This window comes from Longimicrobium sp., assembly GCA_036377595.1.
In the GTDB taxonomy this organism is placed as follows: Bacteria; Gemmatimonadota; Gemmatimonadetes; order Longimicrobiales; family Longimicrobiaceae; genus Longimicrobium.
Genome location: DASUYB010000130.1, coordinates 54,330 through 79,144, shown reverse-complemented (window position 1 = coordinate 79,144; position 24,815 = coordinate 54,330). Strand labels below are relative to the sequence as shown.

Annotated in this window: 21 protein-coding genes; 12 read left to right on the top strand and 9 right to left on the bottom strand. The window is 71.4% G+C overall.

The features are described 5' to 3' along the window. The first annotated feature begins 27 nt into the window (after nt 1-27). The 10 genes from VF092_23035 to VF092_22990 all read left to right on the top strand — a co-directional run bounded on the left by VF092_23035 (nt 28) and on the right by VF092_22990 (nt 12,419). Nucleotides 28-636 (top strand): HD domain-containing protein, encoded by a 609-nt coding sequence (locus tag VF092_23035; protein ID HEX6750187.1) that lies wholly within the window; start codon nt 28-30, stop codon nt 634-636. Further along, on the top strand, nt 629-1,699 hold the full coding sequence (locus VF092_23030) for a hypothetical protein (GenBank protein ID HEX6750186.1): 1,071 nt from the start codon (nt 629-631) through the stop codon (nt 1,697-1,699). Before VF092_23035 ends, VF092_23030 begins: the two co-directional genes overlap by 8 nt. 86 nt (nt 1,700-1,785) lie before the next feature. Continuing rightward, nucleotides 1,786-2,331, top strand: coding sequence for a peptide-methionine (S)-S-oxide reductase MsrA (gene msrA / locus VF092_23025; GenBank protein ID HEX6750185.1), 546 nt, complete (start codon nt 1,786-1,788; stop codon nt 2,329-2,331). Between the two features lie 310 nt (nt 2,332-2,641). Continuing rightward, nucleotides 2,642-3,361 carry a DNA alkylation repair protein gene (locus tag VF092_23020; GenBank protein HEX6750184.1) on the top strand — a complete coding sequence of 240 codons (720 nt, stop codon included), beginning with the start codon at nt 2,642-2,644 and terminating at the stop codon, nt 3,359-3,361. 316 nt (nt 3,362-3,677) lie between these two features. Continuing rightward, on the top strand, nt 3,678-5,816 hold the full coding sequence (locus tag VF092_23015) for a S9 family peptidase (protein HEX6750183.1): 2,139 nt from the start codon (nt 3,678-3,680) through the stop codon (nt 5,814-5,816). A gap of 310 nt (nt 5,817-6,126) precedes the next feature. After that, nucleotides 6,127-7,719, top strand: a complete 1,593-nt coding sequence (locus tag VF092_23010; GenBank protein HEX6750182.1) for a hypothetical protein — start codon at nt 6,127-6,129, stop codon at nt 7,717-7,719. Nucleotides 7,720-8,176: 457 nt separating this feature from the next. Further along, nucleotides 8,177-9,910: a hypothetical protein gene (locus VF092_23005; GenBank protein HEX6750181.1), complete on the top strand. Its 1,734-nt coding sequence runs from the start codon at nt 8,177-8,179 to the stop codon at nt 9,908-9,910. Further along, nucleotides 9,910-10,575 (top strand): GNAT family N-acetyltransferase, encoded by a 666-nt coding sequence (locus VF092_23000; protein ID HEX6750180.1) that lies wholly within the window; start codon nt 9,910-9,912, stop codon nt 10,573-10,575. The genes VF092_23005 and VF092_23000 overlap by 1 nt, the downstream gene beginning before the upstream one ends. 184 nt (nt 10,576-10,759) lie before the next feature. Beyond that, nucleotides 10,760-11,425 carry a phosphoribosyltransferase family protein gene (locus VF092_22995; protein HEX6750179.1) on the top strand — a complete coding sequence of 222 codons (666 nt, stop codon included), beginning with the start codon at nt 10,760-10,762 and terminating at the stop codon, nt 11,423-11,425. Continuing rightward, entirely contained in the window at nt 11,406-12,419 is a 1,014-nt protein-coding gene (locus VF092_22990; GenBank protein ID HEX6750178.1) for a DUF2332 domain-containing protein, read from the top strand. The genes VF092_22995 and VF092_22990 overlap by 20 nt, the downstream gene beginning before the upstream one ends. Nucleotides 12,420-12,577: 158 nt before the next feature. Here VF092_22990 and VF092_22985 read toward each other — a convergent pair whose 3' ends face one another. Beyond that, complete coding sequence (locus VF092_22985; protein ID HEX6750177.1) at nt 12,578-12,829, bottom strand: hypothetical protein; 252 nt, start codon at nt 12,827-12,829, stop codon at nt 12,578-12,580. Between the two features lie 242 nt (nt 12,830-13,071). Continuing rightward, nucleotides 13,072-15,576 (bottom strand): ATP-dependent helicase HrpB, encoded by a 2,505-nt coding sequence (gene hrpB / locus VF092_22980; GenBank protein HEX6750176.1) that lies wholly within the window; start codon nt 15,574-15,576, stop codon nt 13,072-13,074. Nucleotides 15,577-15,678: 102 nt separating this feature from the next. On the opposite strand from hrpB, the gene VF092_22975 reads away from it, so the two are divergent. Further along, nucleotides 15,679-16,329, top strand: coding sequence for a hypothetical protein (locus VF092_22975; protein HEX6750175.1), 651 nt, complete (start codon nt 15,679-15,681; stop codon nt 16,327-16,329). Between the two features lie 292 nt (nt 16,330-16,621). Beyond that, nucleotides 16,622-16,897: a hypothetical protein gene (locus VF092_22970; protein HEX6750174.1), complete on the top strand. Its 276-nt coding sequence runs from the start codon at nt 16,622-16,624 to the stop codon at nt 16,895-16,897. Between the two features lie 80 nt (nt 16,898-16,977). On the opposite strand, the gene VF092_22965 is transcribed toward VF092_22970, so the two are convergent. The 7 genes from VF092_22965 to VF092_22935 form a co-directional block, all read right to left on the bottom strand. Beyond that, nucleotides 16,978-17,940, bottom strand: coding sequence for an MBL fold metallo-hydrolase (locus VF092_22965; protein HEX6750173.1), 963 nt, complete (start codon nt 17,938-17,940; stop codon nt 16,978-16,980). Between the two features lie 262 nt (nt 17,941-18,202). Then, nucleotides 18,203-18,544 (bottom strand): thioredoxin, encoded by a 342-nt coding sequence (trxA, locus tag VF092_22960; GenBank protein ID HEX6750172.1) that lies wholly within the window; start codon nt 18,542-18,544, stop codon nt 18,203-18,205. Between the two features lie 43 nt (nt 18,545-18,587). Continuing rightward, nucleotides 18,588-18,935, bottom strand: a complete 348-nt coding sequence (locus tag VF092_22955; GenBank protein ID HEX6750171.1) for a MerR family transcriptional regulator — start codon at nt 18,933-18,935, stop codon at nt 18,588-18,590. Nucleotides 18,936-19,172: 237 nt separating this feature from the next. Then, nucleotides 19,173-20,498 carry a phospholipase D-like domain-containing protein gene (locus VF092_22950; GenBank protein ID HEX6750170.1) on the bottom strand — a complete coding sequence of 442 codons (1,326 nt, stop codon included), beginning with the start codon at nt 20,496-20,498 and terminating at the stop codon, nt 19,173-19,175. A gap of 16 nt (nt 20,499-20,514) precedes the next feature. Beyond that, a complete protein-coding gene (locus tag VF092_22945; protein HEX6750169.1) occupies nt 20,515-21,831 on the bottom strand; it encodes an RDD family protein in 1,317 nt (438 codons plus the stop codon). A 183-nt stretch (nt 21,832-22,014) separates the two neighbouring features. Beyond that, nucleotides 22,015-22,641 carry a methyltransferase domain-containing protein gene (locus VF092_22940; GenBank protein HEX6750168.1) on the bottom strand — a complete coding sequence of 209 codons (627 nt, stop codon included), beginning with the start codon at nt 22,639-22,641 and terminating at the stop codon, nt 22,015-22,017. Nucleotides 22,642-22,759: 118 nt separating this feature from the next. Next, complete coding sequence (locus tag VF092_22935; GenBank protein HEX6750167.1) at nt 22,760-24,418, bottom strand: electron-transfer flavoprotein:ubiquinone oxidoreductase; 1,659 nt, start codon at nt 24,416-24,418, stop codon at nt 22,760-22,762. Nucleotides 24,419-24,815: the final 397 nt, after the last annotated feature.

Genomic DNA, 24,815 nt, shown 5'->3' with positions numbered 1-24,815 from the left:
CCGCGCGCGCGGGCCGATCTTCCGGGAATGACGGAGGCGCGTTCCCACCCCCATGACGCAGCAGACGAGCGCGGCGCCGCCGACCCGGCCGCCGCGCTGCTGCGCTTCCTGCACCTGGCCGGGCGGCTGAAGGACACGCCGCGCGCCGGCTGGGCCCTGCGCGGCATCTCCGCCCCCGAGTCCGTCGCCGAGCACTCGCACCGCGTCGCATTGCTGGCGCTCGTCCTCGCCCCGCGCGCCGCGCCGCCGCTGGACGCCGCGCGGTGCGTGGCCATCGCCCTCGTCCACGACCTGGCCGAGGCGCTGGTGGGTGACATCACCCCGTACGACGGTGTCTCCGCGGACGAGAAGCGCCGCCGCGAGGAAGCGGCGATGCGCGAGCTGGCCGCGCTGGCCGGCGATGCGTCGCTGCTGGCGCTCTGGCGCGAGTACGACGCGGCGGAGACGCCCGAAGCGCGCTTCGTCAAGGAGCTGGACAAGCTCGAAACCGTGCTCCAGGCTGCCGAATACGGCCGCGACGAAGCCGCCGCCGGCGCGCTGGACGAGTTCTGGGCCAGCGCCGGGGCGCGCCTCGCCTCGCCCGTCACCCGCGCGCTGCTCGAGGCGCTCCACCGCGAGCGGCGGGGCGATGGGTGAGATGACGGACCTCGCCGCGGGACTCGAATCTTCCATCTCCGCCGACTACCGCCGGCACGCGGACGCGAAGGAGGCGCGCATCGCCGCCGTTCTCGCGGAGCACGGGCTGGACGGCCTGTTCCGCGGGATGATGCGCTCCCCGGTGGACGCGGGCTACCGCATGCGCGCCAGCTTCTACGTCTCGCGGGGCGATGACGGAGAGGCGCGCGTCGTCGGCGTGGACCCGCGAGTGGGCCGCGTCCCCTTCGAGCAGGCGCTGTGGGTGATGCCGCCCGCCGCGCACGGCCACGTCCGCCGCGCCGCGGACGCGATCTCCGCATTGCCCGGCGACGGCGCGGTCTCGGGCTTCGAGGTGCGGCTGGAGTTCGGCAGCGACCGCGCACATCTCACGCTCGCGGCGGAGCGGGGGAGCGCACCGCTGGACGGGTTCTGCCGCGGGTTGCTGGACGCATCGCCCGGCCTGCTCGGCATCGCCGTTCCCTCCCAATCGCTCGAGCTGGGCGAGACGCACCTGCGGCACGTGCTGCTGGGGAAGACCGTCCTCGCCCACCATCTCGCCTTCTTCCAGACCAACCGCTGGCTCACGCCCGAGCTGGCCGCCGCCGCGCGCGCGGCGGCGGCCGATCCGTCGCGCATCGTGGACCTGTACTGCGGCGTGGGGTTGCACTCCATCCTGGCCGCCGTGCCGGAGAGCGCGATCCTGGGCGTCGACACCAACCGCTGGGCCATCGAGAGCGCCGGGCGCAACGCCGCGCTGCACGGGCTGGCGCACGCCCGCTACGAGCGCATCCCCGCGGAACGCCTGGCGGGGCGGCGCGAGGTGGAGCGGCCATCGGTCGTCTTCGTCAATCCGTCGCGCTACGGGTGCGCGCCGGGCGTGCCGGAGCGGATCGCGGCATGGCGCCCCGAGGCGGTGTGCCTCGTCTCCTGCTCGATCGATTCGCACGCGCGCGACCTGGCCGCATTCGCGCGCGCGGGGTACGTGCCGCGCCCGTTCTCCAGCTTCGACATGTTCCCCTTCAGCGACTTCGTGGAGAGCGTCACCGAGCTGCGGCCCGCGTGAACCGGCGGGCGCGCGGCGGGTAACTCATCTCCATCAAACTCTTGGTGATGTGAGGGTCGGGAGCACCGGAACGAGAGGAGACGACGATGGCTGATAGAGAGCTTGCCACGCTGGCGGGCGGGTGCTTCTGGTGCCTGGAGGCGGTGTACGAGGAGCTGCGCGGGGTGGAGAAGGTGGTGAGCGGCTATTCGGGCGGGCACGTGCCGAACCCCGACTACGGCGCCGTGTGCAGCGGCAAGACCGGGCACGCCGAGGTGGTGCAGGTGACGTTCGACCCGGCCGTGGTGAGCTTCCGCGAGATCCTGGAGGTGTTCTTCACCATCCACGACCCCACCACGCTGAACCGCCAGGGCGCCGACGTGGGGACGCAGTACCGGTCCGCGGTCTTCACCCACTCGCCCGAGCAGGAGCAGACCGCGCGCGAGGTGATCCGCGACCTGGAGGCCGAGGGGGTGTGGGAGAACCCGATCGTGACCCAGGTGGTGCCGCTGACGGAGTTCCATCCCGCCGAGGAGTACCACCAGCACTACTTCGCGCGGAACCCGGGGCAGGGGTACTGCCGCGTGGTCATCGCGCCGAAGGTGGCCAAGTTCCGGCAGAAGTATCTCTCTCGGCTGCGGCAGACGGCGTGACGGGAGTGCTGAGTGCTGAGTGCGGGGGTCCTCGTCGGGTGGGGCTCTCGCTTTCTTTTTCGACGACGGAGAGACGATCTGTCATTCCGAGGGCGGCCAGACCGTAACCGCGTCCACGGCGATGGTTGCAGCCCGAGGAATCTTTGGCCAGCGTACGCGCGAGCGCCCGGCTGTCGCGCGGAAGCAGGCCACAGATTCCTCGGGAGCCGCCAGGCGCCTGTGCAGTCGCGGGTTCGGCGCAGCGGCTCCGCTCGGAATGACGGAGGATCGGAGTTGCGCGGTCGATAGCGATCCGTGGTATGATTTCCCCATGATCCCGATCCTCGACTCCATGACCGATCCCGCGGCGCTGCTCGCGCGCCTGCGCGCCGCCCTCGCCGCGGCGGGCGACCCCGCGACGGCGGAGGGCGCTCGGGCGTACATGAAGTCCGCGATGCCGTACCATGGCGTGAAGGCGACGCCGCAGCGCGCCATCTTCCGCCAGGTGTTCGCGGACGTCGATCTCCCCACGGGTGAGGCGTGGCGCACGTTGGTGCTCGGGATCTGGCGCGGGGCGGAGTTCCGCGAGGAGCGCTACGCCGCGCTCTGGCTGGCGGGCGACCGGCGCTTCGCCCGGTTCCAGTCGATGGACGCGCTGCCGATGTACGAGGAGATGATCGTCACCGGCGCGTGGTGGGATTACGTCGACGACGTCGCCACGCACCGGCTGCCGGTGCTCGTCCGCCGCCACTCCGTGGAGATGCGGCGCGCGATGCTGGGGTGGAGCATGGACGACGACATCTGGAAGCGCCGCGCCTCCATCCTCTGCCAACTCCCGCTCAAGCGCGAGACCGACGTTGACCTGCTCGCCCGCTGCATCGAGCCGTCGCTGGGCAGGAGCGAGTTCTGGCTGCGCAAGGCGATCGGGTGGGCGCTGCGCCACTACGCGCGCACGGACGCCGATTGGGTGCGCCGCTACGTCCGCGAGCACGAAGCCAGTCTCTCCCCGCTCAGCAAGCGCGAGGCGCTGAAGCACGTCGGGGCGGGGTGATGGCCGCTCGCGCGAGGCAAGGGGCGAGGATTGTGCTCGGCCCGAGTTGAGAAGGGCGAATGAATTCGCATCAACAACCACACGAAGTCCGCCTTCGCGGACTACAGGCTTTGGTGTAGACGAGATCTCCGTGCTCGCGGCGGGTGCTCGTGCCCACGCGCCGCCCAATGCCCGTCGCGAGCGCGGATGCCGGGGCGGGGCCGGAGGGTGTAGTCCGCGAAGGCGGACTTCGTGTCGTTGTTGCCGCGAATTTATTCGCCTTCTATCCTTCCCAGGATCCCCCCGGCGCCGCGCACCCAAGCACCTCCGCACGCCCATGAAACGCACCCTCGCCCTCGCCGCGCTCGGCCTGCTCGCGACCCTGCCCGCCCGCGCGCAGATCGTCCCCGCCACGGCCCGCACCGCCGCGCCGATGCGGCCGCCGGTGGCGCGCACCGTTCCGCACGCCGACACCACGCTGGGCGACGTGCGCATCGACAACTACCACTGGCTGCGCGACGACCGCCGCCAGGACACGGCCGTCATCCACTACCTCGAGGCGGAGAACCGCTACACCGAGGCCATGCTGGCGCACACCGCCGCGCTGCAGGAGCGGCTCTTCCAGGAGATGCGCGGGCGGATCAAGGAGACCGACCTCTCCGTTCCCGAGCGCATCGGCGAGTACTTCTACTACTCGCGCACCGAGGCGGGGAAGCAGTACCCGATCTATGCCCGCAAGCGCGGCAGCCTGGCCGCGCCCGAAGAGGTGATGCTGGACCTGAACGCGATGGCGGGGAACCGACCGTACTTCTCCGTCTCCGGCCAGCAGGTGAGCCCCGACGCGCGCCTCCTCGCGTTCGCCACCGACACCAGCGGCGCCGAGCGCTACACGCTGATGGTGAAGGACCTTTCCACCGGCCAGCTCCTCCCCGACCGCATCCCCGGCGTGAACGGGAACGTGGCGTGGGCGGCCGACGACCGCACGCTCTTATACGGCACCAGCGACGCCGCCAACCGCCCGTACCGGGTGATGCGCCACGTCTTGGGCACCGACGCGTCCGCCGACGCCGTCGTGGCCGAGGAGCCGGACGTGCTGTACCGCATCGGCGTGTCGAGGACGAAGGACCGCAGGTTCCTGCTGATCACCTCGTCGTCGTTCAGCGCGTCGGAGGTCAGCTATCTCCCGTCCGACCGGCCGGCGGAGCGCTTCCGGATGATCCGCCCGCGCACGCCGGACGTGCTGTACGGGGTGGAGCACCACGGCGACCGCTTCCTGATCTCCACCAACGAGGGCGCGCCCAACTTCAAGCTCGTGTCCGCGCCCGACACCGACCCGCGGCGCGAGAACTGGAGGGAGATGGTTCCCGCCAGCGACTCGGTGCTGCTGGACGGGATCGAGGTGTTCCGCGACTACCTCGTGCTCTACCAGCGGCAGAACGCGCTGCGGAAGATCCGCGTCGTCCCCTTCGGCGGCGGCGCAGCGTACGACGTGGACTTCCCCGAGCCGATCTACACCTTCCGCGGCGGCAACAATGCCGAGTACGACAGCCGCGTGCTGCGCTTCACCTATCAGTCGATGGTCACCCCGTCCGCCGTCTACGACTTCGACCTGGCGACCCGCACGCGCGAGCTGAAGAAGGCCACCGAGGTCCCGGGCTACGACCCGTCGCTCTACGCCAGCGAGCGCACCTGGGCGCGGGCGGAGGACGGCACGATGGTCCCCATCTCCCTGGTCTACCGCAAGCCGCTGGTGCGCGACGGGAGCCGGCCGCTCCTCCTCTACGCCTACGGCTCGTACGGCTCCAGCACCGATCCCACCTTCAGCAGCAACAACCTCAGCCTGCTGGACCGCGGCGTGGTCTACGCCATCGCGCACATCCGCGGCGGGCAGGAGATGGGGCGGCACTGGTACGACCAGGGGAAGCTGCTGAACAAGAAGAACACCTTCACCGACTTCATCGCCTCTGCCGAGCACCTGATCGCGCAGCGCTACACCACGCGCGAGCGGCTGGCCATCCGCGGCGGGAGCGCGGGCGGGCTGCTGATGGGCGCGGTGGTCAACATGCGCCCCGAGCTCTTCCACGCCGTGGTGGCCGACGTCCCCTTCGTCGACGTCATCAACACCATGCTCGACGCGTCGATTCCGCTGACCGCGGGCGAGTGGCTGCAGTGGGGCGACCCGCATCAGCCGCAGTACTACGCGTACATGAAGTCGTACTCGCCGTACGACAACGTCCGCGCCACGGCGTATCCCGCGATGCTCGTCACCACCGGGCTGAACGACCCGCGCGTGGCGTATTGGGAGCCGGCCAAGTGGGTGGCGAAGCTGCGCGCCACCAAGACGGACGACCACCCGCTCCTGCTGCGGACGAACATGGGCGCGGGCCACGGCGGGTCGTCCGGCCGCTACGACGCGCTGCGCGAGTGGGCCATCCGCTACGCCTTTCTGCTGGACCAGTGGGGGATCGGGCAGTGAAACGCTGAGGCCGGTCCAGCGCGTATTGTGGGAAGTGTCGTCGCGGCAGGGGGAGTTGGGCGAATAAATTCGCGGCAACAACTACACGAAGTCCGCCTTCGCGGACTACATACTTTTGTGTGGGCGCGGTTTCCGTGCTCGCGCCAAGGTCACGTTCCGCCGCGCCACCGCGATGCTCGTGGCGTGCTCCGATGCCGCGGATGCGCCGAAGCCGGTAGTCCGCGAAGGCGGACTTCGTGTGGTTGTTGCAGCGAATTCATTCGCCCTCCACCACCTTGAAACTCTGCATTCCACCTGAACGAACAGGCGAATGGGATCATCATACTCGAACATCACCCTGCGCGGGTCGGAGCGTGGGCGCGTGATCGCGGCGCTGGAGGCGCGCGGCCGCACCGCGTACGTGGGGCCGGTGACGGACGGCTGCGTGGTGGTGTTCGACGAGGAGAGCGAGGACGATCCGGCGCTCGGCTCCGAGCTCGCGGTGGAGCTGAACCGCGAGCTGGGCGGCGTGGCTCTGCTGGCCACCATCTACGACGACGACATCTTCCTCTACACTCTGGTCCGCGGCGGCCGGGTGGAAGACGAGTACGACTCGTGCCCCGGCTACTTCGGCGGCGACGACGTGGCGCCCACCGGGGGCGATGCCGCGAAGCTCGTCGACGCGTTCGGCCGTGGCGACGCGGCGGCGGTGGAGCGCATCCTCCGCGCGCCGGCCAAGGAGGGCGAGTACTTCTTCGAGAGCGCGCGCCACGGCGACTTCGCCGAGGCGCTGGGGCTGCCGGAGCACTCGGTGGGGCTGGGCTACGGCTACGTGTACCAGGGCGAGGCCGAGGGGCTGGAAGACGAGCTGACGGAGATCGGCGGCGAACCGGACGAGCCCCACGACCCCCGCGCGCTGGCCACCGCCCGCCTCGCGCGGACGCCCGGCGGCGCCGACGCGCTGGCGGCGATGGAAGCGTTCGTGGCCGCGGGCAAGGGCCCCGCGCACGGCTACTTCCGCGCGCTGCTCGCTGGTGATGCGGCCGCCGTGCGCGCGCTGTTCGCGGGCGAGCCGGTGCTGGACGACCCGCTGAGCGGGCGCGTCGACGGAACCTCGCTCGATGCGCACGTCGCCGCCGCCCGCGCGCGGTTCCCCGACGCCTCCCAGTACGGCCCCCTCGGGCTGGTCGAGACGACGGAGCGCGTCGTGGCCTGGGGGCGCATCATGGCCGTCCGGCCGGGACAGGTGAGAGCGCTCTCCGTCGCCTGCGTCTGGGAGAAGGCCCCAGAAGGCGGCTTCCGCGAGCTGCGCGCGTACTGGTCGCCCGCCGCGCTGCAGGGCGGGCGGGGCGAGCGCCCGCCGGTGCTGGAGCCGCGCCCGGGGCTGGAGCTGCCGGAGCCGATCGGGCGCCATCTCCGCGCGCTGGCGGCCGACGACCTCGCCGGGGTGCTGGCGACGTACGACGAGACCAGCCTGGCGCCGATCCCGGTCCCCTGGGTCACCCCCGAGGGAACCGCGCGCCGCCACTACGGGGCGCAGATCGGCCAAGGGGGCGCGGTGGTCCTGGCGCCCTGCACCGTCACCGACGACGGCCAGGCGTGCGCGGTCGAGTTCGTGGCCACGCGCTGGAACGGCGCCGAGATCCCGCCCCAGGCCGGGCTGGTGGTGTACCGGCGCCGCCGCGGGCTGATCAGCGAGGTGGAGATCTACGGCGACCTGGCCCCCGAGCCCACGGTCGGTCCGGGCGGCGTCTCGCCCCAGGCGATGCAGCAGGCCATGCAGGAGATGATGCAGAAGGTGATGCGGGGCGAGACCGCGTTCCCGGGCGCCCCGCCCGGCCTGGCCGACATGATGAAGGGGCTGCAGCGGATGATGGGCGGGGCGATGCCCGGGATGCCGCCGCAAGATGAGGACGACGAGTGATACGGTCCGAGAACCTGGATGATGCACCGCGCCCGATCCACCGCGCCGACGTCATCCTGAGGCCGGCCAGACTGTAATCAGCGTCTGCGCAAGAGCTTGCAGGCCGAAGGATCCATAACCGCGTCGGCACGCGATCCGGTCGGACGCACTGTCGACGCGGCGAGGGAGCCGGGCGAATAAATTCGCGGCAACAACGACACGAAGTCCGCCTTCGCGGACTACAAACGCTCGTGCGGACGCGGTTCCGGGGCTCGCAACAAGGTCACGTTCCGCCGCGCCACCGCGATGCTCGCCGCGCGCTGCGATACCGCGGATGCGCCGAAGCCGGTAGTCCGCGAAGGCGGACTTCGTGTGGTTGTTGCAGCGAATTCATTCGCCCTCCACCCCGCTCCGCGACGATGCGGGGTGGTTTTCTCCCAACCTCGGAACTCGTCATTTCACCTGAACGGACAGGCGAATGGGATCATCGTACTCGAACATCATCCTGCGCGGGCCGGAGCGCGGCCGTGTGATCGAGGCGCTCGAGGCGCGGGGGCGCAGCGCGTACGTGGGGCCGGCGACCGACGGCGCCGTGGTGGTGTTCGACCGCCAGAGCGAGGACGACCCGAACCTCGGCTCCGCGCTGGCGGCCGAGCTGAACCGCGAGCTCGGCGGCGTGGCGCTGCTGGCCACCGTCTACGACGAGGACATCTTCCTCTTCCGCCTCTTCCGCGACGGCCAGGTGGCCGACGAGTACGACTCCAACCCCGGCTACTTCGACGGCGAGGCGCTGGAGCCCGCCGGCGGCGACGCCGCGAAGCTCGTCGAGGCGTTCGGCGGCGGCGACGCGGCGGCGGTGGAGCGCATCCTCCGCGCGCCCGCCAACAGCGGCGACTACACCTTCGAGACCGCGCGGCACCAGGATTTCGCCCGCGCGCTGCGTCTCCCCGCGCACTCCGTCGGCCTCGGCTACGGTTACGTGCAGCAGGGCGACGCGGAGGAGCTGCAGACGCAGATGACGCACGTCGGCCCCACCGAGGAGGAAGAGGACGGCGGCGGCGGGGGGATGGCGGACCCGTTCGCCTTCCTGCGCGACAGCCTGGGGCAGTCCCCCGGCGGCGCGGCGGCGCTGGCGCAGCTCGACGCGATGAGCGCGCTGGGGCAGACGCCCGCGCACGGCTACTTCCAGGCGCTGCTCGAGGGCGATGCATCCGCCGTCCGCGACCTGTTCGGCGGGATGCCGGTGATCGACGACCCACTCTCGGGCAAGGTCGACGGCGCGTCGCTCGAGGCGCACGTCACCGCCGCGCACGCGCTCTTCGCCGGCGGGATGGCGCAGTACGTGGCGTCGGCGACGGTGGAGACGCCGGAGCGCGTGGTCGCGCAGGGGATGGTCTCCGTGCAGGGGGCGATGGGGATGCAGGTGCTCCCCGCGGCGTGCGTGTGGGAGCGCTCCGCCGACGGCCGCTTCCGGGCGCTGCGCGCGTACTGGGCGCCAGGCGGGCTGCGGGGGATGCGCGGCGAGCGCGAGCCCATCCTCGAGCCGCAGCCCGAGATGGCGCTGCCGGAGCCGATCGGGCGCCATCTCCAGGCGCTGGCGGCCGACGACCTCGACGCGCTGCGGCAGACGTACGACGACGCCTGCCTCGTCCCCATCCCCATCCCCTGGGTCACCGCCGAGGACACCATCCGCCGCCAGTACGGCGCGCGCATCGGCGAGGAGGGCTCCATCGTCCTCATCCCCTGCCTGCTGACGGACGATGGCACCACCTGCGCGGTGGAGTACGTCACCACGCGCTGGGACGGCGCCGACGTGCAGCCGCAGGCCGGGCTCGCGGTCTACCAGCGCCGCGGCGGGAAGATCTGCGAGGTGCAGGTCTACGGCGATTTCGCGCCCGCGCCCGAGGCCGGCCTCCCCGGCGGCCTCCCCTTCTCGTCCGAGGGGATGCAGCAGGTCATGCAGCAGATGATGCAGGGCGGCGGCGCGGACCTCTTCGGCGGCCTGGGGGGATTGGGCGATCTCGGGGGGATGCAGAGCCTGGAGGGGCTCGGCGACCTCGGCCAGATGGGCGATCTCGACGAGATGATGAAGCAGCTGCAGGGGATGCTGGGCGGCGGGATGCCCGACCTCTCCGGAGGCGCTGCTTCGGAGGGTGAGGAGAAGAAGGAGGGCGATGGGGACGGCGGGGCGGGGGAGTCTCCGAAGCCCTGATGCGCATCCGCGCCGCCACCGACGACGACGTCCCGCTGATCCTGCGCTTCATCCGCGCGCTGGCCGAGTACGAGCGCTTGGCACACGAGGCCGTCGCCACCGAGGACGGTCTGCGCGAGACGCTGTTCGGCCCGCGCCCGTACGCCGAGGTGGTGATCGCGGAAGACGAGGGCGAGCCGGAGGGATTCGCGCTCTTCTTCCACAACTACTCGACCTTCCTGGGCCGCCCGGGGGTCTACCTCGAAGACCTGTTCGTGCGCCCCGAGGCGCGCGGGAAGGGCGTGGGGCGCGCGCTGCTGGCGCACCTGGCGCGGCTGGCGGTGGAGCGGGGATGCGGGCGGCTGGAGTGGTGGGTGCTGGACTGGAACGAAGATGCCATCCGCTTCTACCGCTCCCTCGGCGCCCAGCCGATGAACGACTGGACCGTCTTCCGCGTGGCCGGAGAGGCGCTCCAGCGGCTGGCGGAGGGTGTTCGTAGAGGGACCGATGGAGCGTCCCGGGCATCGCTAACTGACGGCGATCAGGTGGGTGCGGGGGAGTCTCCCCGCCGCTCCGATAAGTCTGGGGTGGCCAAGTATCATGAGATGCGCAGGGATGGGAGATACTTTAGCACTTACTTAAGTATTCGAATCCGGGAAAGGCATGGCGATGAGAGGATCATCTGATACTTAAGTGGATGCTTAAGTATCATCCCCGCAATGAGATCCCCATCGTCTCCTTCCGGCCGGGGAGGTGGGATCGCGAGTGCGCAGCCCCCGCACCCACCCGATCGAATCTGTTTGTCCGTTTTCAGTCGAGGGAAACATCCCGTTTCCGCGCCTACACCCGGCGATCTGGCATTGCGAGCCGTTGCTTACCACCGCGTACAACTGTGGCAGCGTGGCGATCGATCACGACGCAGCGGGGTTCCTGGAGCTCGTCTCCGGCCGGCGGGGACACTTTCGGCTGGAGTCGGGGCATCACGGCGGACTGTGGCTGGACCTCGACCCCCTTTTCACCGAGCCGGCGCGGGTCGATCCGTTCGTCGCGCGGCTGACCGAGGCGCTGCGGCCGCACGCCGCGGACGTGGTCTGCGGCCCGTTGCTCGGGGGCGCGTTCCTGGCGCAGCTGGTGGCGCGCGAGTTGGGCGTGGCGTTCTGCTTCACCGAGCGCGTGACAGTGACGGGCGACGGCGCGCTGTTCGGCGCGCGCTACCGCCTGCCGCCCGCCTTCGCCCCGCGCGTCCGCGGCCGCCGCGTGGCGATGGTGGACGACGTGATGAGCGCGGGGTCGGCGCTGCGGGGAACGTTTGCGGAACTGCGGGCGCACGGTGCCGTTCCCGTCGCCGCCGGCGCGCTGATGGTGCTCGGCTCGGCGGGCGCGGATTTCTTCGCCCAGCGCGGCATCCCCGTCGAGGCCGCCGCGCGCGACGAGTATCCGCTCTGGCTCCCGTCCGACTGCCCGTTGTGCGCCGCCGGCGTGCCGCTGGAGGACGTCACCGCGACCATGGCGGGAGATGACGCGTCGGGAGCCTGACGAGCGGGTGTTCGAAGAGATCCGCGGGCGCTATCTCCACTTCGCGGAGCACGAGGCGCGGGGAGTCTCGCCGCTGTACGAAGAGCTCGCCCGCGCGGTGGCGGATTCCGAGCCGCTGCTGCGCTTCGTCGCCGCGCTCCCCGGCGCGAAGAAGCAGCCGAATCTCGTCTTCGCCGCCGTGCGCCATCTCTATGGCACGCCGAAGGATACGCGGCACTTCGCGGCGCTGGTCGAGCAGAATCCCGCGCCGATCCGCCTCGCGATCTTCTCGCACGGAACGCAGACGAACGAGCCCGGCCGCTGCGCGGTGCTGCTGCCCGTGCTCGCGCGGCTGCCGGAGCCGCTCGCGCTGCTGGAGGTCGGCGCGTCCGCCGGGCTGTGCCTCCTCCCCGACCGCTACGCATACGACTACGGCCGGGCGCAGGTCGAGCCGGCGTGGCCCGGCGCGTCGCCATCCCCCGTCTTCCCCTGCCGCGCGAACGAGGCGACGCCGATCCCGCCGCGCGCGCCGCGCATCGCCTGGCGCGCGGGGATGGACGTCAACCCCGTCGACGTCTCCGATCTCGAAGCGTCGCGGTGGCTGGAAACGCTCGTCTGGCCGGGCGACGAGGCGCGCGCCGCCCGGCTGCGCGCGGCGCTGGCGATCGCCCGCGAATCGCCGCCCGAGGTGGTGCAGGGCGACCTCACCGCCGATCCCCCCGCGCGGATCTCCGATCTCCCCGCGTTGGCCGCGAAGGCGCCGCGCGACGCGACGCTGGTCGTCTTCCATTCCGCCGTGCTGGCGTACGTCTCGCCCGAGGACCGCCGGGAATTCGCGGAGATGGTGAAGGAGCTCGGGGCGGTCTGGATCAGCAACGAGGCGCCGCGCGTCTTCCCCGGGATCGCCGCGAAGCTCCCCGATCCCCCACCCGAGGATCGCTTCCTGCTCGCGGTCGATGGCGATCCCGTTGCATTCACCGGCCCGCACGGGCAGTCGATCGACTGGCTGGCCTGACCGCCTCTTCTCCGAGCCCCGTGCCGATCTCCCCCTACCTCCGCACCCTCCGTGAGCGCGTCGGCTCGATGCGCCTGGTGCTGCCGTCCGCGAGCGCCACGGTGCGCGACGAGGCCGGCGGCGTGCTCCTCGTCCGCCAGCGCGACGACAGCGTGTCTTCAGCAGATGCTCACGTCATCGGTGCAGTACCAGAGCGAGTTGGGGCAGCCGTGCTCGGGATACGTGCCGCACCAGCCGTACAGCGGCTCGCAACTATCGGGTGCACCGCACGAGCCGCCGCAGGTGCCGTCGCAGGTCCACTGCCTGTACGTCTCCTGGTTCGCGCGCACCGTTCCGCGCCCCTCTTCGGCATCAGCGGTCTCGAACGACTGCACCTCCAGTTCTTCCGCGTTCAGCGTGAGCTTGCGCACGGCGTCCTCCTGATGATGAGTGGTGGGGAGACGTGCAGCCTCTTCGGGAACCGCACGGAATCTGGCCGATTCGATTGCCGGCCAGAGCTGCCCGGCGGGCGATATGCGCCGGATCTCTCCGTCTGATCCACTGCGACAGGCTGGTCTTGCCAGAACGTCAAGGCGCTTTAGGTGCTGCAACTCTCGTACCGATCACCGGGGCGGGCGCCGTGACTGCACTGGCGGGTGAAGCCGATCGTCGGCTATCGCCGCGGCTTCGCCCTTGCCGTCGCTTCCGCCACGAGCGGGTCGTCGGGCCAGTAGTGCTTGGGATAGCGGCCTTTCAGATCCTTCTTCACCTCGAAGTAGCCGGTGCGCCAGAAGCTGGCCAGGTCGCGCGTGACCTGAACGGGCCGGTGCGCGGGCGACAGCAGGTGCAGCGTCAGCGGCACGCGCCCGCCCGCGATCCGCGGCGTCTCCGTCCACCCGAACACCTCCTGCAGCCGCACCGCCAGCACCGGTGCCTCCGCGTCCGAGTAGTCTACCGGGATGCGCGAGCCGCTGGGCACCTGCACGTGCGTCGGCGCCAGCTCGTCCAGCCGGCGCCGCTGCTCCCACGCCAGCATCCCCTCCAGCACGGGACCGAGGTCGATCCGTCGCACCTCGTCCATCTTCCGCATCCCGTAGACGTGCGGCCCCAACCAATCGGCCAGCGTCTCCGAAAGGGCCACGTCCGACACGTCCGGGAACGACGGGTCGTGGAGATGGAGGAAGGCGATGCGCTCGCGCAGCTGCGCCGACGCCTTCGTCCACGGCAGCGACGCGACGCCCGCCTGCCGCACCGCGTCGAGCAGCGCGGCGGCGATGCGCCCGGGATCGGGGTCCGCCAGCGGCGCCTCGCGCAGGGTGAGGGCACCCAGCCGCTCGACCCGCCGCGCGCGGACGGCGCCCGCCGCCTCGTCCCACGCCACCGACTCCTCGGCGACCACCTGGTCGGCGAACCCGCGCTCGATCTCCGCCGCCTCCACCGGCGCGGCGATCAGGATGCGCCCCTCGCGCCCGGCGTCGTCCAGCTCCGCGGCCACGATCCAGGGCGCTTCGGAGAGCGACTGCGGCTCGGGGAAGGCGGCGCCGCGGCCGTTGCGCAGGAGATAGCGCCCGCTCGTTCCCGGCCGCCGCTGCGCGATGCGGTCGGGATACGCGAACGCCAGCAGCACCCCCGCCGCCTCATCGTCCGCGTCGGAGGAAGATGCGGAGAGGTGGCGGCGGAGATCCTTCGCCTCGGCGCGGACGCGGTGCAGCGCCGCGTGGTCCACGCCATGGCCGCCGTGCCCGCGGTCGCCGCGGAGCGCGGCCAGGCGCAGCCGCACGTCGGCGTCCGGCGCGCGCCCCTCGCCGCGCAGCACGTCGCGCTCGGCGAGCAGGGCGGCCAGGTCGCAGGCGGTGGCGCCCAGGCGCATCTCCTTCGCGCGCAACAGCATGTGGGCCAGGCGCGGATGCAGCGGGAGCGCCGCCATCGCCCGCCCGTGCGGGGTGACCGCGCCGGGGGCGTCGAGCGCGCCGAGCTCGGCCAGCAGCTCGCGCGCCTGGGCGAAGGCCGCGGCGGGCGGCGGGTCCAGCCACTGCAGCTCGGCGGGATCGGCCACGCCCCACGCGGCCAGCTCGAGCGCGAGCGGCGCCAGGTCCGCCTCCAGGATCTCGGGCGGGCGATACGGCTGCAGCGCCGCGTCCTCCGCCTCGGTCCAGAGACGCCAGCAGATGCCCGGCCCGAGCCGCCCCGCGCGCCCGCGCCGCTGGTCGGCCGACGCGCGCGACACCGGCACCGTCTCCAGCCGCGTCATCCCCGTGCGCGGCGAGAAGCGGGGGACGCGCATCAGCCCCGAATCGACCACCACGCGCACGCCTTCGATGGTCAGGCTCGTCTCCGCGATCGCCGTCGCCAGCACGATTTTCCTGCGGCCGGGCGGGCTGGGGCGGATGGCCTCGTCCTGCTGCTCCGGCGGGAGGTTGCCGAAGAGCGGGTAGATGCGGACACCGGGGGGCAGATCGCCGCCCAGCATCTCCTCCACCCGGCGAATCTCGCCCGCGCCGGGAAGGAAGACGAGCACGTCGCCGTCCTCCGTCTCCAGCGCGTGGCGGACCGTGCGCGCGGTGACGGCTTCGATGCGCGCCTCGGGCCGGCGCGGCAGCCAGCGCGTCTCCACCGGGTGCGCGCGCCCCTCGCTGGTGACGACCGGCGCATCCCCCAGCAGCGCGGCGACGGGGCCGCCGTCCAGCGTGGCGCTCATCGCCAGCACGCGCAGGTCGTCGCGCAGCACGGCGCGCGACTGCAGCGTCAGGGCGAGGCCGAGGTCCGCGTGCAGGCTGCGCTCGTGGAACTCGTCGAAGATGACGATCCCCACCCCCTCGAGCGCCGGATCGTGCTGCAGCATCCGCGTCAGCACGCCCTCGGTGACCACTTCCACGCGCGTCGCTGGGCCCACCCGCGTCTCCATGCGGATGCGGTAGCCGACGGTGTCGCCGACGCGCTCGCCCAGCAGCTGCGCCATGCGGTGCGCGGCGGCGCGCGCGGCCAGGCGGCGCGGCTCCAGCATCACGATGCGGCGCCCTTCGAGCCACGGCTCGTCCAGCAGCGCCAGGGGGACCACGGTGGTCTTCCCCGCGCCCGGCGGCGCCTGCAGCACGGCCGACGTCCCCACGCGCAGCGCGTCGCGCACGGCGGGGAGCACGGCCTCGATGGGCAGTCCGGTGTGGGGGAGGCGAGTCATCGCGGCGCAATATCGCACCTCGACGCGGCGCGTTCCACTCGCGTCGAGCGGGCGCGGCGTGCATGTTGGTCGGCATCCCATCTTCCGGAACGGACGATTCCCATGCGCCGCAGCCTCGTCTCCATCTTCGCAGCCGCCGTCGCCATCGGCTCGCTCGCCGCTTCGTCCCCGCCGCCGCGGGCGCCGCAGCTCGCCTATACGATCGCCCGCGCCCGCACGCTGCCGGTCGGCAGGACCGTGACGGTGGAGGGGATCGTCACCGTTCCCTCCGGCGTGATCGACGCGGGGTTCGCGATGCAGGATGCGAGCGGCGGCATCTACGTCGCGGACAGTAGCGGCCACTGGCGCACGGGCACGCGGATGCGGGTGACGGGGAGGCTGGCGAGCAACCACGGCCTGCTGACCGTCGCGCCGACGGCGGTGCGCAGGATCGGGCGCGGACGGGTGCCGCGGCCGCGCCGGGTGCGCACCTCCGCGGTCGGCGAGCGCACGGAGGGGCGGCTGGTGACGGTGCGGGGGACGGCGGTCGATTCGGTGCAGAACGACCTGCCGTACGGCCACAAGCTGTGGATCGACGACGGGTCCGGCCGCGTGCAGGTGTTCTTCCCCGCGGGCGCCGGCGTGTTCGACTTCTCCGCCATCCGCCGCGGCACGCGCGTGACGGCGATCGGCTTCAGCGGCCAATACGACCAGGCGTACGAGGTGATGCCGCGGTCGCGCGCGGACTTGATAGTGGTAACGCGCGGGAGGTGAGCTGATGACCTCATATTGATGAATGTCTCCGTCGGGTCGATGTGGCACTCGGCAGAAACATGTCCAGCCTCCAAGTATCCTGCTACGATGTTGTTGTATCTACACTTGCGCGCTGTTTACTTCTTTCGTATGTTTCTCGTCCCGGAAGTCTCGCTCCTGCCTTTGGTCGGATTGCCACTCCTCCCGCAGTCCGATTCCGTTCCACCTATCCCCGCACATACGAAGTCGGCAGATCAATCGTCGTGTGCGCCCCGACTCTCGCGATTCCTGAACCTTGATCGACGGGATAGTCATGACCAACGAGCGAAAGGCGTATCTTTGTACCGCGGTTGCGGGGTGCGTGGCGGCTCTCGGTATGCTGTACGTTCTGGCACGCGTCGTTACGTCTCGTCAGCCGGCACTGCTGATCGCGGCCGTGGCACTCGCCTGCGTCGAGGGAGCGATCCTCACCTGGATCGCGTATCGCCGCTTCCGGTTCGGCCGCGCCGCCGACATCGCGCGCTGGGTCCGCGCGGGGGGCGTGCTCACCTGGATGGTGCTCGTCCTGCTGTTCGCGCCCCGCATCTGATCCCTCCTGCACCACTGACCGCAGATTTCGACGAAAACGAAGCGGGCGGGGCGCCGATGCGCCCCGCCCGCTTCGCATTTTCACCCGCGGCGGCGCCGGATGCCGGCGCCCAGCGCGAGGCCGATCGCCAGCGCCGCGCCGGCGCCCAGCAGGATCGGCGCGGCGTGGAAGATGGGCGGCGGCACGGAGAGGGTGCCGCGCTCGTCGGCCAGCGCCGGGGCGCGCACGTAGCGGCCGTCGCGCGGCACGGCCAGCATCTCGAAGTTGGCCGCCAGCATCTCCAGCGCCTCGCGCATCACCCGGCCGCGCATCGGCGGGCCGTGCCCCGTGGCGGCCACCTCGGGGTGCAGCTCCGCCAGCCGCTGCACCGACCCGCGCGCCGCGTCCCAGTCCTGCGTGAAGTACGACGGCGGCCCGTGCAACTCCGGGCGCTGCTCCAGCACCGCCAGCAGCGACTCCTGCTTCGTGGTGACGAACGCGTCGCCCGCCAGCAGCACCGCGTCGGCCTCGCGGAAGAAGGAGACGTGGCCGGGCGTGTGGCCGGGGGTGAAGAGCCAGCGCCACCCCGGCATCCCCGGCACCGAGCCGTCCTCGGGGAGCGCGTGGACCCGATCACCGAGATGGAGCGGGCGGCGCGGGAAGAGCGGGCTGCTGAGCGCCATGAATCCCCCGCCCACCGTGGGGTCCGGCGGGGGATACGAGGAGCGGCCCGTGAGGTACGGCAGCTCCAGCGTGTGCGCGTACACCGGCGCGTCCCACGCCTCCGACAGCTCGCGCAGCCCTCCCACGTGGTCGAAATGCGCGTGCGTCAGCACGATGGCCGCCGGCCGCGCCTCGATGCCGAAGCGTGCTTCCGCCTTGCGCGCGATGGTGTGCGCGAAGCCGATCATTCCCGCGTCCACCAGCACCCATCCCCGGTCGCCCGCGCCCGGCTCGCCGACGAGGAAGCAGTTGACGATCCCCGTGCGCAGGCATTCCACGTCGCGCGCGATCTCCGTGTCCGGGCGGCCCCTCAGGACCTCCGGCAGCAGCTCCGTCGCCATGCTCCACTCCTGGCCGATGTGACTGTCATCGCATGAGATGCGGGGACCGGAACCCCGCTTCAAGGCGTGTGCCGCCACCGATGGGATCGCGCCGGGCGATCGCGGGGCTCACGGCGGCGGATGGACGACGGATCGGGGGGAGACGGAGGAGCGGAGCGCCTCCCGCCGGCATCCCGGCGAAGGCGTGGACGAAAGCACCGGAGGCATCGGGACGGGCGCTCCCGATGCCTCCGGTGGTCTGGATGGATGGCGATCGCGTCGCCTACGCCGCGGCCCCGGCCTGCGCCACCTCGGCCAGCGCGGCGTCGATGCGCGCCTTGGGCACGGCGCCGACGATCTGCCCCAGGGGCTCGCCGTCCTTGAAGAAGATCATCGTCGGAACGGAGCGCACGTTGAAGCGCGCCGCGGTCCGCGGGTTCTCGTCGGTGTCGAGCTTCACCACCTTCACCTCGCCGGCGCGCTCGGCGGCCACCTGGTCCAGGATGGGCCCCAGCATGCGGCACGGGCCGCACCAGGTGGCGGTGAAGTCCACCACCGTCACCCCGGCGTGCTGCTCGACCTCGGCGGCGAAGGTCGCGTCGGTCACCTCCATCGTGCTGCTCATCTCGTTTCCCCAGCGTCGGATGTGGTCGATCGGGCGGCGCGCTTCAGCACGGCTCCAGCAGGGCGATGCGCTCCTCAATGCGCCCGCGCAGCTGCGAGAGCGTCTGCAGCTGCAGGTCGATCTTCGCGAGCTTGGAGCGGTAGAGCGCCACCGTCTGGGTGCAGCAGCAGGCGTCGTCGCCCCCGGCGGTCAGGCAGGAGGAGAGCGACTGCACCTCCTCGAGCGTGAACCCCGTCTCCAGCAACGAGCGGATGGCGCCGACGCGCTCCACCGCCGACGCGTCGAACTCGCGGTAGCCGTTCGGCCGCCGCGCCGCGGGCAGGAGCCCCGCCTGCTCGTAGTACCGGATCGAGCGGACGCTCACCCCCGTCCGCGCCGAAAGCTCACCCACGCGCATCTGTCCGCCTTTCATCGCCTGTCCGCCGGCCGCGCCGCCCCGGACGCAGTGAAGTTAAACCGTGACACTGATGTTAGGGTCAAGAGGCGCATAGAAAAAGCAGAGGCCGCCCGAAGGCGGCCTCGCACCCGGTCACCGAAGTAAGCCGGGGGGGTTGGATGTTCCTTGGAAAGATAGTATCTCCGACCGCGTCTGTCAGGCCTCCCAGCGACGATCTCGTGGAACGGCTGCTCAATACTGCTCCTCGAACAGAACCACGATGCGCTCCAGCGCGCGGGCAAGGATCGGGCGCTGCTTCCACTCGTGCAGGCGGATCTCGCGGCTCTGCGCCAGGTCGGCGAAGAAGGTGTCGGTCAGCTCGCGTGCGAAACCCTTGTCGGCGATCCCCAGCACCGCCTCCTGGTTCAGCTCCTTGCTGCGGATGTCCATGTTGGCCGAGCCCACCACCCCCCATGCGTTGTCGACCACCAGCGCCTTGGTGTGCATCATCGTGGTCTGGTACTCGTAGATGCGCACCCCCGCCTCCAGCAGCCCGCGGTAGTAGAAGTGCCCCGCCAGCCGCACGATCTTCACGTCGGTCAGCTTGTTGGGAAGGAGGAGACGAACGTCGAGCCCCGCGCGCGCCCGCTCGGCCAGCGCGCGGCGGATGTCGCGGTCGGGGACGAAGTAGGCCGAGGTGAGGTAGATCGTCTCGGTGGCGCAGGCGATAGAGGTCCAGTAGAAGAGCCGCAGCGGGTGCGACCCGTCGGCCGGCGAGCTGATGACGGCGATGTGGCGCGACACCCCCTCGGCGCCCGGGTCCTCCGCCGCCTCCTCGGCGCTGGGGAAGTGGTCGGGCCCGATCAGGATCTCGCCCGTGCTGTTGGCCCACAGCTGGGTGAAGGCGCTCTGGAGGTTCGCGGCCAGGCACCCGCGCACCTCGATCATCACGTCGCGCCAGTGGTCGCGGTCCTGCGCGTTCCCCAGCCACTTGTCGCCGATGGACGCGCCGCCGGTGAAGGCCACCTTCCCGTCCACCACGACCGCGCGGCGGTGGTTGCGGCGGTAGAACGCGGTCAGCTTCCCCACGCGGAAGGGGTTGAACCAGCGCACCCGCCCGCCGGCCGCCTCCAGCTCCTTGAAGCGGCGGTGCGGCGCGCGCCAGGCGCCCATCCCGTCCAGCATCACCCGCACCTCCACCCCCGCCTTCGCCCGCTCGACCAGCACGTCCAGCGTCTCGTCCGACAGCTTCCCCTTGTGCCAGATGTAGGTCATGAAGTTGATGGTGCGCTTCGCGTTGCGGAGCGCGTCGAGCATGGCCGGGAAGATCTGGTCGCCGTTGTTGAGCAGGCGCACGGTGCCGCCGCGCTGCAGCGGCTCGTTCAGCAGCCCCGACACGCTCTCCAGGAAGCGCGCCGAGCCCGCGGCCGGGCGGTCGTAGATGGTGAGGCGGCGCGGGCGGCGGCCCAGCGCCAGGAACATGGTGGCGAAGGCCCACGCCGTGGCCAGCACGCCCACCACGAAGAAGAGCGAGATCCACCAGGGCCAGTCGATCCACTCGGTCCACTTCAGGATCATCGCGCCGGCCCTCGCGTCACGGCGCGCCCACGCCCGCCGGCGGCCAGCGCGGCGGCGGAGCGGGGCGCCCCGGCTGCGGCGCCACGGGAAGCGGCTGGCCGCGGTGCTCGCGGATCACCACCGTCTCGCTGATCTTGTCCTGGATCGCCTGGCGGTTGCGGTCCCAGAACACCTGCGCGTAGCCCATCAGCCCGGTGAAGAAGCCGGCCGCGTAGCCGCCGAAGCGCTCGAAGCTGGCCCACAGCGTCATCGGCAGCCCGTCCAGCCGCAGCACGCGGATCCCCATCAGCTTCTTCCCCGGCGTCTGCCCCTTCCAGAGCGCCGTGAAGGCGGTGAAGTACAGGCCGATCCACCCGAACCCCAGTCCCAGGTCGTCCAGCCATTCGATCAGGGTGGAAAGGAGGCCGCGGTTCTGCAGCTTCTCCTTCTCCCGCCGCAGCTCGTCCCGGTCCGAGCGCAGCTCCGTCATCTGCCCGCGCAGCTCGTCCAGCGAGTCGCGTGCGAGCGCCGAAGCAAGTCTCGGGCGCAGCGCCTCGGCGCGGGCGCTGTCGCGGGCGTGCACGGCGGCCACGTAGGCGCCGGCCAGCGAGTCCGGCCCCGCCGCGGCCGCCCGCGCGGCGATCGCCTCGGGGGAGGCGGCGCTGTCCGCCGCGGTCGTGTCCGCGCGCGATGAGTCCGCCGCGGCGGCAGCGGCGTCGACCACGGCCAGGGCGGAGCGGATGCCGGCGCGCACCGGGGCGGAGCGCTCGTTGCCGGCGTCGTTCAGCGCCTCGTGGATCTGCGCGCTGGTCAGGTTCATCCGGCGGAGCTCGCGCGCCGCGGTCAGCGAGGCGGCGTGCGCGCTGGCGGAGTCGTCCGCGCGCCCCAGCGCGGCCACGGCCAGGGCCACCCGCGCCGCATCGACCACCGACGCCTTGCGCTCCCCGCCGCCGCTGACTGACATCGCCGCCGTGCGGGGGCGATCGCCGTCATCCTCGTCCGAGGCGGAGGCGATCGAGCGGCGCGCGCCGTTCCACCCGGCGATGGCGGCGATGAAGAGGAAGAGCGCGCCGAATCCGCGCAGCGCCATCCGGCTCGACCACGAGAAGAAGCCGCCGCCCTTCCCCAGCTTGCGCCCGGCCATGTAGAAGAAGGCCACGGACAGGGCGAGCGCGAAGAACACCTTGCCGCTGTTGGCCAGGATGGCGACGAGGAGCAGGTCGATGAGGATGGCCGTGAGCCGGCGGCCGGGCGACGCCAGCGGCAGCCCCAGCAGGTGCGGCGCCACGTGGAACGACTCGGCGGTGATGATCTTGCGCGGGTCGAACCCGGGGGCGGTCTGCGCGTGCTGCATCGCGGTGCCGGGGAGCGCGGAGACGGGGCGGGGGGAGGCGGAAATGTATCTGCGCGTGGCCCCGGCGGACAACCTTCCCCCGGTTCTACAGGAGAAGATCACACGGAGGAAACGGAGGGAACGGAGATGAAGAAGTCCTCCGTTTCCTCCGTTCCCTCCGTGCCGTGTGATCCCTCTTTTTCGTCACTCGGCCACGCAGTCGAACGCCATCAGGTGCCAGGGGAAGCGGATGGACCGGCGATGCTCGGCGGCGACGCGGAAGCCGGCGCCCCGCAGCAGCGCCGCCGCCTCGTCGCGCGAGTACATGCGGTGGAAGGGATTGCGGGTGACGCGGAGAAAGGTGTTCAGCGCCTGCATCGGAAGGGTGTCGCGGCACCAGTCGAGGAGGAGGAAGCGGCCGCCGTTGCCGAGCACGCGGCGGATCTCCGCCAGTGCGCGCTCCGGGTGCGGCCAGTCGTGCAGCGCGGAGGCGGAGACCGCCGTCTGGAACATCGCCGGCGGCATCGGCAGCGCGGCGACGTCCGCATCCACGAGCACCGCGGGGAACGGCGCGGCCGCGGCCTTCGCCTCCGCGACCGCCAGCATCTCCGGCGACAGGTCCACGCCGACGTAGTGGTGCACGCCGACGCCCCACGCGGCGAGCCGCGGCAGCAGGTTTCCCGTGCCGCACCCCGCGTCGAGCAGGTGGCGCACGTTCGCGCCGGCGACGAACGGCCGCAGCAGCGCCAAGCTCTGCTCGTTGTACGCGCGCCAGCGTCGGTCGTACCGCGCCGCCAGCCGCGCGTAGTCACGTCGGACCGGGGATTCCATCGCACTCAACTCATCAAAACAGAGACAACCTATGGTCTCACGCAGAGGAGCAGAGGCAGCAGAGAACTCACCTCTGCTGCCTCTGCTCCTCTGCGTGAGACAAATCTTTTTCGATTCCTCACATCCGCTTGTACGCCGGCCCGCTCCCGCCCTCGCGCGGCGTCCAGCGTGGACCCACCACGTCCGTCGCCTTGCAGTCGATGCAGTTCGGCGCGTTGACCACCAGCTTGTCGCCCTGGCGCTCGTAGACGCCGGCGGGGCAGACGTGCGCGTAGAAGTCGGCCACCTCGCCGTCCACGTCCTGGCCGACGATCAGGTGACTGGGGATGTCGTCGCGGGTCTGGTTCCCGCTCTTGAACACCGCGTCCACCTTGCTGAAGGTCAGCTTGCCATCGGGGACGAACGGCTGCTCGGGCGCCACCTGCCGCGGCGCCTCGGCGTCGGCGTGCATGGAGATCTTCCCGCCCGGCACCTTGCCGCCGGTGAGCGTCATCAGCCCCGCCTTGAAGCCGCCCACGAAGAAGCCGCTCTTGAACGCCAGCCGCATGTTGCGCGTGCGGAACAGGTCCTCGCGGATGTAGCTCTGGTCGACCGCCTTGTCGTACGCGGCGAGCCCCGCCTGCGAGGTGTCGCCCGCCTTCAGCGCGTCGAAGATGGCGCGCGCGGCGTAGATCCCGCTCTGCATCGCGTAGTGGATCCCCTTGAGCGACGGCACGTCAACGAAGCCCGCGGTGTCGCCCACCATCACCATCCCGTCACCGGTGCGGCGCTGGGGGAGGGCGTAGAAGCCGCCCTCGGGGATGGTCTTCGCACCCCACTCCACCATCTCCCCGCCCTCCAGGTACCTGCGGAAGAACGGGTGCTGCTTCATCCGCTGGAAGAGCTGGTGCACGTCGAGCGTCGACGACTTGTAGTCCAGGCCCACGACGAGGCCGAGCGCGACGAGGTTCGGCTCCAGCGCGTACATGAACGAGCCGCCGAATGCGTCGCGCGGAAGCGGCCACCCGAGCGTGTGCACGATCCCCTCGAACGGCACCTTCGTCTCCCACAGCTCCTTTACGCCCAGCGCGAAGATCTGCGGGTTCTCCGAGCCGATCCCCTGCCAGTCGCGCCAGGCCTGCCCCAGCGCCCCGCGCGTTCCCTCGGCCAGGACGGTGACGCGCGCGGTGAGGTCCGTCGGCGGCTCCGAGCCGGGTCCGGGCGTGCCGTCGCGCTTGAGTCCCGACGGCGTCGTCCGGCAGCCGATCACCTTCTGCCCGTCCACCAGCAGGGAATCGACGGGGAAGCCGGGGAGGACGTTGATCTCCAGCTCCTCGGCCTTCGTTCCCAGCCATCGCACGATCTCGCAGATCGAGGCGATGTAGTTGCCGTGGTTCTTCATCGGCGGCGGCGTGGGAAGGCGGATCTGGCCGTTCTCGCGCAGGAGCAGCACCTGCTCGCGCTTCACCTCGCCGCGGAAGGGGAAGTCGCTGTCCTTCATCTCCGGGAACAGCTCCCGGAAGGCGCGTGGGTTGACCACGGCGCCCGACAGGTTGTGCTCGCCGAGCGCCGCCGCCTTGTCGAGGATGGCGATCTGCAGCTCGCCCAGCGCGCCGCCCGCCTCTCCGTCCTTCTTCGCCAGCCGCGCGAGCTCGATGGCGCAGGCCAGCCCCGCCGGCCCGGCGCCGACGATCACCACGTCCATCTCCAGCGCCTCGGCGTCGGGCGCCTCGGCCAGGATCAGCCGCTCGCGCGGGAGTGCGGGCTGGTGGGCGATGGGAAGGATGCGGTCAGCCATCGGGTGCTCTCCGACGCGGTTCGGATCGTGTTTCGCTCGCGATGAGTTCAGGAACGGCGCGGAAGATACGGCGCGTCGAGGAGAGCCGCAAAGGCTGAACGGCGGGTTCTGGGCGTGTTTGGCGCCGAGACGCCAAACCGGGCTGCGCGCGCCGTAGGCCACGATACCGCTGTGGCCAACGGCGCCGGGCCTCCGCCGCGCCCGGCATCCGCGCGGTCACGCGGCGACGGCGCGCGCGTGGCGGTGTCCCGGCCCTCCGGGCGCGCATCTCTGACGCCGAAGCGGGAAGCTGTGTCGGGGCGCGTATTCCGGATTGCTGCACGACGTCGGTGGGAAAAACGCCGGCATACGACCATCCGATTCAGGCGGAGGACGTTCGTCCTCCATCGCACCCGCA